Annotated in this window: 16 protein-coding genes; 8 read left to right on the forward strand and 8 right to left on the reverse strand. The window is 40.0% G+C overall.

The window, feature by feature from the left end; all coding sequences use genetic code 11:
* The first annotated feature begins 13 nt into the window (after positions 1 to 13).
* Positions 14 to 1,483, forward strand: coding sequence for a nicotinate phosphoribosyltransferase (locus BA70_RS01350; protein WP_034317142.1), 1,470 nt, complete (start codon positions 14 to 16; stop codon positions 1,481 to 1,483).
* Between the two features lie 139 nt (positions 1,484 to 1,622).
* Entirely contained in the window at positions 1,623 to 2,849 is a 1,227-nt protein-coding gene (locus tag BA70_RS01355) for an EAL and HDOD domain-containing protein (protein ID WP_034317145.1), read from the forward strand.
* 115 nt (positions 2,850 to 2,964) lie between these two features.
* On the opposite strand, the gene BA70_RS01360 is transcribed toward BA70_RS01355, so the two are convergent.
* Positions 2,965 to 3,318, reverse strand: a complete 354-nt coding sequence (locus tag BA70_RS01360; protein ID WP_034317148.1) for a YuzC family spore coat inner layer protein — start codon at positions 3,316 to 3,318, stop codon at positions 2,965 to 2,967.
* Between the two features lie 505 nt (positions 3,319 to 3,823).
* On the opposite strand from BA70_RS01360, the gene degQ reads away from it, so the two are divergent.
* From degQ to BA70_RS01390, 6 genes are all read left to right on the forward strand, one after another.
* Complete coding sequence (degQ, locus tag BA70_RS01365) at positions 3,824 to 3,964, forward strand: degradation enzyme regulation protein DegQ (RefSeq protein ID WP_003213123.1); 141 nt, start codon at positions 3,824 to 3,826, stop codon at positions 3,962 to 3,964.
* A 151-nt stretch (positions 3,965 to 4,115) separates the two neighbouring features.
* Positions 4,116 to 5,039 carry a polyprenyl synthetase family protein gene (locus BA70_RS01370; RefSeq protein WP_034317151.1) on the forward strand — a complete coding sequence of 308 codons (924 nt, stop codon included), beginning with the start codon at positions 4,116 to 4,118 and terminating at the stop codon, positions 5,037 to 5,039.
* Positions 5,017 to 5,187, forward strand: a complete 171-nt coding sequence (gene comX / locus BA70_RS01375; RefSeq protein ID WP_034317154.1) for a competence pheromone ComX — start codon at positions 5,017 to 5,019, stop codon at positions 5,185 to 5,187. Before BA70_RS01370 ends, comX begins: the two co-directional genes overlap by 23 nt.
* A gap of 13 nt (positions 5,188 to 5,200) precedes the next feature.
* Positions 5,201 to 7,507 (forward strand): sensor histidine kinase, encoded by a 2,307-nt coding sequence (locus BA70_RS01380; protein ID WP_034317157.1) that lies wholly within the window; start codon positions 5,201 to 5,203, stop codon positions 7,505 to 7,507.
* 80 nt (positions 7,508 to 7,587) lie between these two features.
* Complete coding sequence (comA, locus tag BA70_RS01385) at positions 7,588 to 8,229, forward strand: two-component system response regulator ComA (RefSeq protein WP_034317160.1); 642 nt, start codon at positions 7,588 to 7,590, stop codon at positions 8,227 to 8,229.
* Between the two features lie 23 nt (positions 8,230 to 8,252).
* The gene (locus BA70_RS01390) at positions 8,253 to 8,642 is read left to right on the forward strand and encodes a hotdog fold thioesterase (RefSeq protein ID WP_034317162.1); all 390 of its coding nucleotides are present in this window, start codon (positions 8,253 to 8,255) and stop codon (positions 8,640 to 8,642) included.
* A gap of 153 nt (positions 8,643 to 8,795) precedes the next feature.
* Here BA70_RS01390 and mnhG read toward each other — a convergent pair whose 3' ends face one another.
* Genes mnhG through BA70_RS01425 form a run of 7 tightly spaced genes read right to left on the reverse strand, consistent with a single transcriptional unit; the run spans position 8,796 to position 14,566 of the window.
* A complete protein-coding gene (gene mnhG / locus BA70_RS01395) occupies positions 8,796 to 9,170 on the reverse strand; it encodes a monovalent cation/H(+) antiporter subunit G (RefSeq protein ID WP_034317165.1) in 375 nt (124 codons plus the stop codon).
* Entirely contained in the window at positions 9,154 to 9,435 is a 282-nt protein-coding gene (locus tag BA70_RS01400; protein WP_034317167.1) for a Na(+)/H(+) antiporter subunit F1, read from the reverse strand. Before BA70_RS01400 ends, mnhG begins: the two co-directional genes overlap by 17 nt.
* A complete protein-coding gene (locus BA70_RS01405; protein ID WP_034317170.1) occupies positions 9,435 to 9,914 on the reverse strand; it encodes a Na+/H+ antiporter subunit E in 480 nt (159 codons plus the stop codon). The genes BA70_RS01400 and BA70_RS01405 overlap by 1 nt, the downstream gene beginning before the upstream one ends.
* A gap of 6 nt (positions 9,915 to 9,920) precedes the next feature.
* On the reverse strand, positions 9,921 to 11,399 hold the full coding sequence (locus tag BA70_RS01410) for a Na+/H+ antiporter subunit D (protein ID WP_034317173.1): 1,479 nt from the start codon (positions 11,397 to 11,399) through the stop codon (positions 9,921 to 9,923).
* A complete protein-coding gene (locus BA70_RS01415; protein WP_003213576.1) occupies positions 11,392 to 11,733 on the reverse strand; it encodes a Na(+)/H(+) antiporter subunit C in 342 nt (113 codons plus the stop codon). The genes BA70_RS01410 and BA70_RS01415 overlap by 8 nt, the downstream gene beginning before the upstream one ends.
* On the reverse strand, positions 11,733 to 12,164 hold the full coding sequence (locus BA70_RS01420) for a Na(+)/H(+) antiporter subunit B (protein ID WP_034317176.1): 432 nt from the start codon (positions 12,162 to 12,164) through the stop codon (positions 11,733 to 11,735). Before BA70_RS01420 ends, BA70_RS01415 begins: the two co-directional genes overlap by 1 nt.
* On the reverse strand, positions 12,161 to 14,566 hold the full coding sequence (locus BA70_RS01425) for a Na+/H+ antiporter subunit A (protein ID WP_034317179.1): 2,406 nt from the start codon (positions 14,564 to 14,566) through the stop codon (positions 12,161 to 12,163). The genes BA70_RS01420 and BA70_RS01425 overlap by 4 nt, the downstream gene beginning before the upstream one ends.
* Positions 14,567 to 14,686 lie beyond the last annotated feature (120 nt).

A 14,686-nucleotide genomic window follows, 5' to 3' on the forward strand; every position in this document is an offset into this window, starting at 1 on the left:
AGGAGAATGGAAGTTGGAGCATCGGTTTATTGACGACAGTTTATCACTACATACAGATCTTTATCAAATTAACATGGCAGAAACGTATTGGAGAGACGGCATTCATGAAAAGAAGGCAGTCTTTGAACTCTTCTTTAGAAAGCTTCCATTTGACAATGGCTTCGCTGTATTTGCTGGTTTAGAGAAAGCGGTTGAATATTTATCGGACTTCTCTTTCACCGAAAGCGATCTTGCGTATTTAAAAGATGAACTCGGTTATAAAAGCGATTTCATTGAATACTTAAGCGGGTTGTCCTTTACAGGTACACTTCATTCAATGCGAGAAGGCGAAATTGTCTTTGCGAATGAGCCAATTATGCGCATCGAAGCAACACTAGTTGAAGCGCAGCTCATCGAAACGGCACTGCTCAATATTGTGAATTTCCAGACACTGATCGCAACAAAGGCGGCTCGGATCAAGGGAATCATTGAAGATGAGACAGCATTAGAATTCGGAACAAGACGTGCGCATGAAATGGATGCAGCCATGTGGGGAGCAAGAGCGGCACTGATCGGTGGATTCCAGGCTACAAGTAATGTTCGTGCAGGGAAACGCTTCAATATCCCAGTATCAGGAACACATGCCCACGCGCTTGTACAGGCCTATCGCGACGAGTATACCGCATTTAAAAAATACGCAGAAACACATACAGACTGTGTCTTTTTAGTCGATACGTATGATACCGTCAGATCAGGCATTCCGAATGCGATTAAAGTTGCGAAAGAATTCGGAGACAAAATCAACTTCATTGGTGTCAGACTTGATAGCGGAGACCTTGCATACTTGTCTAAAAAAGCGAGAACGATGCTGGATGAAGCAGGGTTCCATGACGCAAAAATCATTGCATCAAGCGATCTGGATGAACACACGATTATGAATTTAAAAGCACAGGGCGCAAAAATTGATGTGTGGGGTGTTGGGACAAAGCTGATCACAGCATTTGATCAGCCAGCCCTCGGTGCTGTGTATAAGCTTGTGTCGATTGAAGAGAACGGCAAGATGAATGACACCATCAAAATTTCATCCAACCCAGAGAAAGTCACAACACCAGGCCGTAAACGTGTGTACCGCATTATCAATCAATTGAATCATCACTCGGAGGGCGACTACATTGCTCTTGAAGAGGAAGATGTTCAAAGCGAAGATAAGCTGAAAATGTTTCATCCTGTGCATACATTTATCAGCAAATTTGTGACAAACTTTGTGGCAAAGGATCTTCACGTCCCAATCTTCGAACAAGGAAAACTTGTGTATGATAATCCGGATATTCAAACGATTCAAGCCTATGTGCAGGACAGTCTCGGACTCTTCTGGGAGGAGTACAAACGAATCAGTAAACCAGAAGAATATCCAGTCGATTTGAGTCAAAAATGCTGGGATAATAAGATGCAATTTATCCATGATGTGAAAAATAAAATCAAAAAAGAGCTTTATGAAAGCTAAGTGTGGAAGAAAAGGAGATCATCAAGCCGGATGGTCTCTTTTTTTTCTTTTGACCGGTTCAAAATGAACCATTTGGGCAATCATTTGGTATACTGAAAGCACATCTTGTTTGTCATTGCATAAAGGAGGATTGGGGCAGTTGAGGGTGTTTGTTGCGAGACAGCCTATTTTTAACAGAAAAGAACAAGTCGTATCATATGAGCTGCTTTATAGAGATAGTGAAACCAATACATATAGCGCTGAAGATGGTGATCAAGCGACAACGGACCTCATTATTAACAGTTTTTTAAACATTGGCATCGAAACACTCACAGAAGGAAAACGATGCTACATTAATTTCACCGAAAGCTTGCTTTCGTCTGATCTGCTCACCTATTTTGATCCGCATCAGCTTGTGGTCGAGATATTAGAAAATGTACCGATTACCCCAGCACTTATTATGAGATGTAAGCAATTAAAAAAATGGGGATATACGATTGCACTCGATGATTTCTTTCTTAACGGAACGCATTTTAGTGACAAGTTGCTTGACGAACTCCTCTATTGCATTGATATTTTAAAAATTGATTTTCTGAAGACAACATCGAAAGAGCGAAGAGATATTCTGAATATATATAAAAAGTATCGACTTCGATTCCTTGCAGAAAAGGTAGAAACGCGAAAAGAATACGAAGAAGCGCTAGAAGCCGGCTTCCATCTGTTTCAAGGGTATTTCTTTAGTGAGCCGCACGTGATATCAGGACGAGCATTATCGACTAGCTTCCATGCGTACCATCAGCTTTTAAATGAGCTAAGCAAGGAACAACCGAATATCCAGACAGTGACACATTTTATTGAGAGTGACCTTTCGCTATCATACCAATTATTAAAAATGCTGAATTCAGGCGGCATGAAACGTCTTTATCAAATTAAGAGTATCCGGCAGGCGATTATCCTGCTTGGGTTTAATGAAATTCGGCGCTGGATCTTTATCCTTTCATTTAAAGAACTGAATGTCCAAGCCAACTCAAGCCAAAAAGAAATTATCAAAATGTCATTCATTCGTGCGAAAACGTGTGAACTCATTGCCAATCATACTGAACGAGAGCATCCAGCCTCTTATATGCTGACAGGCATGTTTTCACTCATTGATACGCTTGTCAGGGCAGACATTACAGAACTTGTGAAAGAGCTGCCGCTTTCTGATGAAGTTGGCGAGGCACTTCTTGGCTATGAAAATGATTATTCTTTTGTGTTAGACGTTGCCAAACGTATTGAACGAAATGAATGGGATGATGAGATGTTAGATGGGAATCTCCCGAAGCATGAAGCCTATGGCTGTTATATAGAAGCCATTGAATGGTGTCATAAAATGTTTGAATCTTAAGCGTGTAGATAAACCCTCGTATTCGACTGCAGGACTGCGCTCCGGTGTTCTTAGACTTCAAGGGTTTTCAAATCACGCTAACAAAGAAGCCGCTCACGTCAGAGCGGCTTCTTTGTTATCCCCACTGTAAAAGCAGAAAAAGCCTGCTCGAAGTTAGAGACAAGTAGATGCGAATGCCTTCTGGACTAAAGCGGATATCAATATTGCTTTTCACACCGATTTGCTTCAGCATTCGGATGACACTTGTCGTATCAGAGCGTTCAGCAGCCTCCATAATTCGTTGCGCAAATGAAAGCGAGCTGGAAATCTGCTGTGTAATGAGTGAAGCATCAGCAACAAGACGGGCTGATTCCTTTGCGGCTCGTTGAAACGAGTGGGCATCTACTGGAGGAAAAGTCATAGGCGTGCGCGGGTATGCACTGTTCATTGCGGGAACCTGCAAAGTAGGATAAGGAACATAGTAAAACACATGGTCACCTCTTCTCTCATTGAAGTGAAATTGGACGGATATCTGTTCTAAATGTATGTAGAAAATCAGAATAAAGAATCAAAATGATCTTTCTATCTTTGGAAATTCATCATAAAAATAGGTATTTTTGCGGTCAATTTCGGTGAATGTCGCCAAAAAATTGCGGTGTCCACAGTAGAGTCTGTCGTCTGACCTATGCCACGTAAAACCGAGGATACAGAAGGGATCGTATGTTCTATTGTGAGAGAAGTGTGACGAATGATGCCTATTCTTGTCGCGAAAATGACGCAATTCCTTTGAAATTGAGATAAAAGTATGATTTGAAAAGTCAGAAAATGATGAAAAAAGACCTATTGAATTTTGCGGTATCACGCACACATTTTGTGCATACTTTTCGGTGAAAAAATACTCAATAGCATTTACACTGTTAGTAACAGATCAAATACTTATGACCCAATCACCATACACAAATACATTGATCTTCCAAAAAAGGAGAGTGGAATCGATGGAAAAGTATGAAATCGAAGAACTTAAACAATTATTATGGAAACTTGAAAACGAAATTAGAGAAACAACGGCTTCTCTTCATAACATTAACAAAAGCATTGATCAATACGACAAATATGAATATGTGAAAATTTCTTAAAGACTTGATAACCATCAAGTCTTTTTTTTATCCAAATACATACAAAAAAAGGATATATTATTATATAATTGTTAAATAGTGATGTCAGTGGACATTTACTTATTTCTTTTTAGTAAAATAAGAGGCGAGAGGGTGAGGTACAAGACCGAGTATGCTAAACTATCTAGATAATACAAAAATCAAGCAGAATATGTCTGATTTTATTCAACGTGCAGTCAGGCAGAATGATTTACAAAAGCTGCTTCTCGAATTTACAGATATAAAGAATGAATTTCCTTTTGGGCAATTGGCTTATCAGCATTATGAGGCATTTGGCGGACAAAACAAGCAGGCGATTATACAATTGGCAGCAGGGATTGAACTTCTCATATTATCAGCCGATATATTAGATGATATTGAAGATCAGGACAATGATTCATATCCTTGGATGAAGCGTAAGAGCGGAATTGCGATTAATGCGGCGAATGTTCTTTTTACATTGAGTTTTGAGGCCTTTTCAAAGCTTGACCATGCAACAGAGCTGTTAAACAGTGTATATTCCTATTCCATTCAGTCAATGCAAGGGCAGCATATGGATATGACACTGGAGCCGGAGAATGAGCAGGATTGTTTAAATATCATGAAGTTAAAGGCAGGATCACTGTTTGTATTACCCTGTGTACTGGGGGTTATTTTGGCGACAGGTTCTTTTGAGAAGAAAGTAGAAGAGTATGCTTATTATCTAGGAATGGCAGAACAGCTTGAAAATGACTATTTAGGTCTTTTTAATAAAGATAATACTGATTTTAAAAGAATGCAAACATTACCGCTAGTATATTTAAAAAATGAATTTAATCCATCCAGTTCAGACTTGCTCAGTTATTTTCAATCAATGGATAAAAGCTTCGGTTCTGAAGAATTAAAGGATAAATTAAAAAAATCTGGTGCTCAACAATATGTATTTATTATGAGAAACCTTCTCAGAAATAAGTTTAAAGAAGCATTCAAGAAACTACATTTAGAGGCTTCAAAAAAGAAAAAACTGATACTTTTTTTAATTGGAGATGGAGAAGATGAAAATTCAGGAATTGGTTAGTTATTTAGTGGAGAATCCTTCAACATTAAATCAAATCGTTAATGGGAACGCATCATTGCTTCACGTTGATCAAGAAACTGCAAGTATTATTGTTGACGGATTCCAGAAAGAAGACGTTATTAAAGCAATCATATGGGCAACTGCTTGAGTAGATAAATATTATGAGAAAGTTTTACTCTAAGTTAACAGTTATATTAGTTATCCTTAGCTTCATCTATGTGATTTACATCTCTTATATCAACGTATTTAATATTTTTGTTGGAGCAGCTGTTAAGGAAAATAGTCACGGTCAACTTGAGGTAGTGGATGTCGATAATTTTACAGATAGCTATCTAGCTGGAGTTAGGAAAGGCGATATCATACTTGAAGTGAATGGGAATAAAAAACCAGTTGAAGAAGTTAAAAGAGGTTTTTTAGCTAATGTTAAAAGTTTAGTCGTTGATAGACATGGTGATAAAATTGATTTAGAGAATGTAAGGTTATTGAGTCAAGCGAATCTGTTTGTTTATCTAATACCAGTCATTCTTTATTCCATCTGTCTATTTTGTACATTTATGATTTTAAAAATGAATAAAGCAAACCAAAAAGAGTCAGCTTATATTTTAGCTTTATTTCTTTTGGCGGTGTCTATAGGTTATGTAAGTTCTGGTGGTTCTGGAAAAGGAGAGGCTATCAGTCGTATTCTTGTAATCGTTACAATGAATAGTGTACCTCCACTATATATGCACTTTATGTATCAATATTTAAAAGAATTAGGAACAGAAATTATTCGTCGTCGAGTTCTTTTTTATTTGTATCTAGTTCCAGTTACTAACGTTTTATTAGTTTTATTCTATAAAAATAAAGCAGGACCAGTAGATCTATTAGCATATGTCAATTTACTTTCATTTTTTGTTCTGGCTTTCCTTTCGATTATTATCACTATAAGGGCTGCTAAAAAATTGAAAGACAATGAAGTCAGCAATGTACTTCGAGCATTTGCACTCATTTTAATCTCAGCATTCAGTCCATTCATGCTATTTTTTATCATTCCTTATTTTTTTGGTATATATTTTATTTCACCTTATGTTGTTGCATCGTTTGTTCTTTTAATTCCTTTTTTCTTAGTCTATCAATTTATGTCAAATAAGCTGTATAATGTTGATTTCTTTATGGGGAGGATTAAATACTACGGTTTTTTAGCGATTACACCAACAATACTAGTGGTTGTTATTTTTGATTTTATTCAAAAGCCAAATGCAAATTTCTATACAGTGAAATTTACGATTATCACGTACATTCTTATGCTCACCGTCTTCTACTTTAAGGAAATTATCGATTTCCGTTTTCGATTGAAGCGTTTTTCAGAGAAGCATAATTATCAGGATAGTGTATTTAAATTTACACAGCTTATTCGTGAGGCGTCATCACTTCATCAAGTATTGTATCATTTAAAATACACCATCTTAGAAGTACTTGTTGTGAACAAAGCCTTTGTGCTTGAAGTGAAGGCAGATGGACAAATTGTTGAAATTGATGAATCAATAGAAGAAAGCCAGTTATGGAAAGATTATGTGGATCAATTTCAAGATATTTTGGGTGAAGTTGGTAAAATCATCGGGTTGGATAAAGGATTCATGATGAAAATTGGTGAGCGGGGCGGTCACTCGTTTGTGATTTGCTGTTTATCTAATTTACGGACACCTAAGCTGACCCGCGATGAAATTTCATGGCTGAAAACATTGGCATTTTATACAAGTGTCAGTTTAGAAAATGTCGTCAAGATTGAAGAATTGATGGAGCATCTTGAAGATTTGAAGCAGCGTGAAGCGAACCCTGCTTGGCTGAAAAAAGTCATGTTTGCGATGGAAGAAAAGCAGCGATCAGATTTAGCAAGAGATCTTCATGATTCTGTGCTGCAAGATTTGATATCACTGAAAAGGCAGTCAGAGATGTTTTTAACGAATTTCCAAAATGACCAATGCCCGACTTCTATTGAACAATCGCTTATCTCATGGAATGAGCAAATGTCTAAAGTGATTCAAACCACGAGAGAAACATGTCATGAACTTCGGCCGCAGTTGCTTTATGATTTAGGTTTAGTGAAGGCGATATCGAAGCTGATTTCTCAAATTCAAGAGGAAGCACCGTTTCATATTAGACTGAATACGACACGCTTTGATAAAGAGTTGGACATTGATATTGACTCCCAGCTCAATATTTACCGGATTGTTCAGGAGTTGTTATCCAATGCCTTGAAACACTCTCAAGCCAACCAAGTCTTAGTCATGCTCATATGTATAAAAGATCAGGTTGTCCTGCATTACGAGGACGACGGAGTAGGTTTCGATGTAAGCCAGCTTGATCAGCATACGAGAAGCATGGGCCTTTCAGGCATAAGGGAAAGAGTCAAGGCGTTAAATGGTAAGCTTCAAATTCACACAGCCCCCGAAAAAGGGCTCAAGGTGAAAATTGAAATGGAATTGTAACGATTTATTAAGGATTAAGACTTGGCATCTGCCAAGTCTTTTATATAAAATGGAAGTGAGTGATTTAAAGGGAGGAAGACATGAAGAAGATATTGGTCATTGATGATCATCCGGCTGTCATGGAAGGGACAAAAAGCATATTAGAATCAGATCAGCAGTTATCAGTTGATTGTTTAAGTCCTGATGCAGAAGCCGCCTTTTTAAAGACGCATGACTTTTCCATCTATGATGTGATTTTGATGGACTTAAATCTCGGGGATATCAATGGAATGGACATTGCGAAACAAATTCTAGAAACAAACCAACAAGTGAAAATTATCATTTATACCGGGTATGAAGTGGATGATTATTTTGAAGAGGCCATTCGGGCTGGATTGCATGGTGCAATTAGTAAAACAGAGACAAAAGACAAAATTATTGAATACATACACCGTACATTGCAAGGAGAAGTTGTCATTCAGCTATCCTATTTAAAGAAATTAATTTCACAGCAGCAAGAAAAGCCAGAACAGGTGCAGCAGACCGATCACGAGCTGTTAACAGAGCGAGAGTGTCTAATCCTCAGAGAAGTGGAAAAAGGCTACACGAACCAAGAGATTGCCGATGTGCTTCATTTGAGCAAACGCTCGATTGAATACAGCTTGACCTCCATCTTTAATAAGCTGAATGTCGGATCTCGAACAGAAGCGGTGTTAATTGCAAAATCTGAAAGTGTGCTGTAAACGAGTGAAGGGAGAGGGCCTTGATGGATGTGAGTGGATCAAATACACTGCTTGAGGCACTGGGTATTGAGATTGTAGAGTGCAATGAGTCACGATGCATTGCGACAATGCCGGTTGATCACCGAACGAAACAGCCATTTGGCTTACTGCACGGAGGAGCATCTGCTGCTCTAGCAGAAACGGTGGCGAGCTTGGGGGCTGCCGCTCATTTAGACTTAACTCAGCAGGTTTGCTCAGGTATTGAAATCAATGCCAATCATTTAAAATCTGTACGTGATGGAGTGGTGACAGCGACAGCTGTTCCTGTACATGTAGGGCGTCGTACAATGGTATTTCAAATCGATATAAAAGATGATCGAGACCGGCACATCTGTACCTCAAGATGCACACTTGCTGTCATTGATCGCATATAAAAAAAGCTCCCGGTGCAGCGGAAGCTTTTTTTTAGGGTTTGTTGAGCGATAAAATTGATATTTGAATCTTTTCTTCGGTAGAAATAAATGAAGGACCTGACATGTTAGGTCCTTCATTTATTCGTTTATCCATAAAAGGAAGTACAGCGGCTTTTATAAATAAGAATCTTCTTTCCGCTTAATCACAAAGTTACGAAAACCGCCATAATCATCTTGAACACTGCGTTTGTCCATCTTGACTCCAGTATTGTAGGCGGCTCTTCCGATCAAATGAGCGCCGACTGGAGCTGTCAGGAAGATAAAAACGATCCCAAGTAGGATTTTCGCAGAGATGATGCCTGCAAGAAACCATTCATGAAAGAATACACCTACTAAAATAAGGACAACGCCAAGTGTCGATGCTTTTGATGCAGCATGCATACGTGTGTAAACATCCGGCAGACGGAGTACGCCAATGGCCGAAATCAGACAAAGGATGGCGCCCAGCATGATAAAGAAAATGACAATAGCTTTAGCGATGACGATCATTTTCAATCACTTCCCCTTTCTCAAGGAATTTGGAAAAAGCGACAGTACCGATAAACGCAAGGATGCCGAGCAGTAAAATAATTTCAAAGAATGTTGTGGTTTTCAGTAAAATTGAAACGATGGCTGTCATCCCAATTAAATTGATTCCTATCGCATCAAGCGCACTCACGCGATCAGGAATAGAGGGCCCTTTAATGACCCGTATGACAAAAAGCAGGGTAGATAGTGCGAGAATACCAAGTGCAATTTGCAAAATGAGTTCCATTACTTACCGCTCACCTCCTGAATCGCTTTTTCAAATGAAACCCGAATATCGTGAATCGCTTTTTCAGCATCTTCAATATCCATGGCATGAATGTATAAAATCGAGCGATCGTCCGAAATATCAATGACCAGTGTACCTGGTGTCAATGTAATCATATTAGCTAGTATGGTGATTTCCCAATCCGTTTTTAAGTCCGTACGAAAGGCGAAAATACCAGGCTTGATCTTAAGCTTTGGAGATAATACCGTCTTTAATACACTCAAATTGGCAAGAAGCAGCTCTCGAATAAAAATCAACACGAGCTTGAAAATAGCGTAAAGGGCATAGCCGTAAAAACGCTGCGGGAAGAATCGCCGCAGCATAAAAATGGCAACCATTCCTAGTACAAAGCCTGATACAAAGTCCGCGGCTCTGTATGTATCATTCATAAACATCCATGTAAAGGCGAGGAGAGCATTTAATAATATTTGAAAGGCCATGTTTATCTACTCCTTCAGCACAGCTTGAATATATTTTTCTGGTGTTGAAAGCATTTCCGCAGCTTGATTGATATAAGGGGCAATGAACTCTGTCCCTAATCCAATCGCAAGCGATAAGACAACAAGCAGTACGCCAGGGTACACCATGCCTCTAATTGATGGCTTTCTTCTACGCATATCCTGTTCCTCGCCCCAAAATGCGAGCATGAATATCCTCATAACAGAATAGAGGACAAGAAGACTGGACATTAAAACAAGGATAGAAAACGTCATGTGTCCAGCAGAGAATCCACCTTCAACAATTTTTAGCTTTCCAACGAACCCACTCAGCGGAGGAATTCCTGCAAGAGATAAAGCTGATATGAAGAACATCCAGCCGAGCAGAGGCTGGGATTGAATCAGCCCGCCCATTTTTTTAAGATTGTTTGTGCCAGCGTACACAAACAGTGCACCTGCCAGCATAAATAATGCGCCTTTGATCACCATATCGTGAATGAGATAATAAATGGCGCCTTGGAGCGATGCAGGTGTATTGGCTGCAATTCCAAACAAAATGACCCCAACAGCTGTGACAATGTTATAAATCACGATTTTTTGCACATCAGAATAGGCGATAGACCCAATCACACCGAATATCACCGTTAGTGCGGCAAGCCAAGCCATGAGCGTGTGTGTGAATCCTGTATCATGTATAAAAATTAACGTAAAGACTCTGGCAATCGCATATAAGCCTACCTTTGTCAGCAGTGCGCCAAATAGAGCCGAAATCGCTGAGGGCGGTGCATGATACGATCCTGGCAGCCAGAAATAAAGCGGGAAGACCCCAGCTTTTAAGCCGAATACAATGAGGAATAGGATCGAAATGACTGTGATCAACCCTGTTTGCCCGGATTCAGCTATTTTCACACTTAAATCAGCCATATTCAGTGTGCCGGTGACTGCATATAAACAAGCCACACCGACAATAAATAATGCCGATGAGATGATATTAAACACTATATATTTCAATGATTCACGAAGCTGAGGCTTTGATCCGCCTAGCACAATGAGCATGTAAGACGCCATCAGCAGCAATTCAAAGAATACAAACAGGTTGAAAATATCTCCCGTTAAAAAGGCACCGCTGACGCCAGCTAACAAGAACTGTACGCCGGAATAATAGAACAGTCGCTCTCTTTCTTTTCCAATCGTTTGAAAGGAGAAGAGAATTGTGACAAGTCCAACAATTGAAGCGGTTAGCACGAGTAGTGCCGCGAACTGATCGGCCACAAGCGCAATCCCAAATGGTGCTTTCCAGCCGCCCAAATAAAGTGTTTGTATACCACCTGTGAAAATCGTTTGGACCAAATATAAATTACATATAATGGCTGAAAGAGACGCAAAGACACTAAAGCCTCTCGACAGCAGGATGTTCTTATTCATAAAAATCAATAGTGTCGCGGATAGTAATGGAATCAAAATAGGCAGGATCACAAAATTATTCATGCTGATCATTTCCTCTCATTTGATCCATGTCATCTGTTCGCAGCTCTTGGAAGGCACGGAAGGCCATGACGAGCAAAAAGGATGTCACACCAAAAGCAATGACAATGGCTGTTAAAATTAATGCTTGTGGCAATGGATCTACATAGGATGTGAGCCCCTCTTTTAAAATAGGAGGTGCTCCTTTTTTCAAGCCGCCCATTGTTAATAGAAGCAAATGGACGCCGTGACTCAAAACGGCAGTACCGACGATGACCCTTAGAAGGCTTTTTGAAAGCATTAAATAGGTCGCCGCCATAAAAATAATTCCGACGATAATAGACATTAGAAATTCCATTATTCCTTCTCTCCAATCGTTTGAATAATGGTCATGGTGACACCAACAACAACTAAATACACACCGATATCAAACAGTACGGCAGTCGCCAGCTCTGTTTTCCCTAGAAACGGTAGTTGGAAATAATCAAAGGCATGGGATAGAAAAGGTGCACCGAATAGAAATGATCCCATTCCTGTCAGGATCGCAACGAGCAGCCCAGTCGCTGCAACATAAATAAAATTAAACGGGAGAATGCGTCTCACTGTTTTCAGGTCGTAGGCTAAGAGCAGAAGGACGACAGCCCCAGCACTCATCAAGCCGCCAATGAACCCCCCGCCAGGATTGTTGTGTCCCGCAAGAAATAGGTGAAGTGAGAAAAGCAAGATGATGAATGCTGTGATTTTTGTTGTGACTTGTAAGAGCATATCATTCGTATCAATCTTTCTCATCGACGCACTCCTCTCTTTCGTTTTCCTTGAGCTTTTAATAACCCATAAATACCGAGAGCCGCAATGGCGAGCACGGTAATTTCAAAGAGTGTATCAAAACCCCTGAAATCTACAAGAATGACATTGACAATGTTGTCACCGCCTGCAAGCTTGTAGCTGTTTTCAATAAAGTAAGTTGAGATTGTGTCAAGTGACTGCTGGCTTGTGGAAGCGAAAGCTAGACAGGTGACAACAACTCCAACGCCTATTGAAATGATCAAATTGGTCAATTTGAACCTTCTCGTTTTTTGCTTCAAGCTCAACTTTGGCAAATGATAGAAGCAAAGTAGAAACAGCGCAACAGAAATCGTCTCAATAATCAACTGCGTCAGCGCAAGGTCAGGTGCTCTGAAAATCACGAAGAATAATGACAGCGTGTATCCCATGACACCTAAAGCAATAATGGCTGTTAAGCGTGAACGAGCGAATACTGTGGTGACAGTTGCCGCCACCATCACAAGTGAAAGGATGGCTTCATACGTGCCGATTGGTGCAGCCTGCTCCGTTTTGAATGAGAAGGCTTGCTGATAAAACATCAAGCCGCCAATGACGATAATCATGAACCCAAACACATAGACAAGATAGTCACGCAGAAAACCAGTCATATAACTGTTTGTCAGACGATATGAGCCTTTTTCTAAGCCTGTCAGCGAACGATCATATAAAGCGTTAAATGACCATTTTTCTTTAAATATGTTGTACATTGGACGCCATTTTGATAGCGTCAAATAGCCGATCGTGCCGAGCGCAACAACACCTATTGTCATATAAAGCTCTGGCTGGAAGCCATGCCACGCTTCAATTTTCACAGCAAAACGACTTCCTGTTTCAATGGCTTCAGGAATAATCGCCGCAATCGCAGGTTCGATGACAGAATAGGCAAGAATATTAGGGAAAAAGAAGAAAGTGACCACAAGTGCAGCTAGAATTATTGGCGGAATGAGCATGCCAATCGGTGCTTCATGCGGTTTTTTCTCCAATTGATCTACATTCAGACGACCTCTAAATGTTTTAAAGACGAGCATCATACTATATATGAACGTAAACACACTAGCGAGCCAAGCGACTGCTGGGAAAATAGCACCCCATGTTGAAACGTCAGTAAAGCTGATGTCAGAGATCCGTATCATACTTGTGAAAAATAGCTCTTTAGTTAAGAAGCCATTAAATGGCGGAAGTCCGGCCATTGAGAATGTACCGATTAACGTAATCGTAAAGGTAATAGGCATGATGGTCATTAATCCGCCTAACTTCCGAATGTCACGAGTACCCGTTTCGTGATCGATAATACCAGCTGCCATAAAGAGACTGCCCTTAAAGGTAGCATGGTTAATGAGATGAAAAATAGCAGCAAGAACGGCTGCGCCAAAAAAGGCAGGATTGTTTTCATGAATCGCAGCTGCGCCTACTCCAAGCATGAGCATAATCATGCCGAGCTGACTAACCGTCGAATAGGCCAGAATGGCTTTCAAATCGTTTTGCCGGACGGCGTGGAATGATCCCCAGAATAATGTGATAAGTCCGACGATAGAAATGGTCCAGAACCATACTTCTGATATAGCAAAGATTGGACTGAAGCGGGCAACAAGATAAATTCCGGCTTTCACCATAGTAGCAGAGTGCAGATAACTGCTCACAGGGGTTGGTGCTTCCATTGCATCAGGCAGCCAGATATAGAATGGGAACTGCGCTGATTTCGTAAAGGCACCTAGTAAGATCAGGATCATGGCAGGAATAAAGTAAGGTGATGCCATAATGAGCTGAAGCTGATTGACTGCTTCACGAATACTGAATGAATCAGTGATCAGGTAGATGAGGATAAAGCCGCCAAGCATAGCTAATCCGCCAAAAACAGTAATAAGCAGTGACTTGGTTGCTCCGTAACGAGAGCGTTCACGCTTATACCAATACCCAATTAAGAGGAAGGAAGAGATACTCGTTAGCTCCCAAAACAAGTAAAGAACCACCATGTTGTCAGAGAGAACGACACCTAGCATTGCGGTCATAAACATTAACAAATACGTATAGAAAGAGCCAAGCTGTTCCTTTTCCTTTGATAAGTAGAAAATACTGTACAACACCACGAGTACGCCAATACCTGTAATTAATAAAGCAAATAACAGGCTAAGGCCATCTACATACACAGTGAAATTCATCCCTAGAGAAGGAATCCATTCAGCTTGTGAGAAAAGCGTTCGTCCATTCGAGGTGATATGGAGCATTTGGATGAAATAGGTAAATAATAGAATGGGCAAGATGAGAACAAACCATCCCGTATGTATACGCCTTACATATTTAAAAAGGAAAGGTACAACAAAGGCAAGTAAAAAAGGTGATAGGATGGCGAAGTGAATAAGCTGCAAGAAAATGAACCTCCTTTGATCAATATAAATTCACGTTCTAAAGAACTGGTAATTAAAATTATAGCGTAAATACAGCCATAGTGCATTGGTTTGAACTGATTTACTGCAAACTGCATTTAT

The organism is Bacillus zhangzhouensis (assembly GCF_000715205.1).
GTDB lineage: Bacteria > Bacillota > Bacilli > Bacillales > Bacillaceae > Bacillus > Bacillus zhangzhouensis.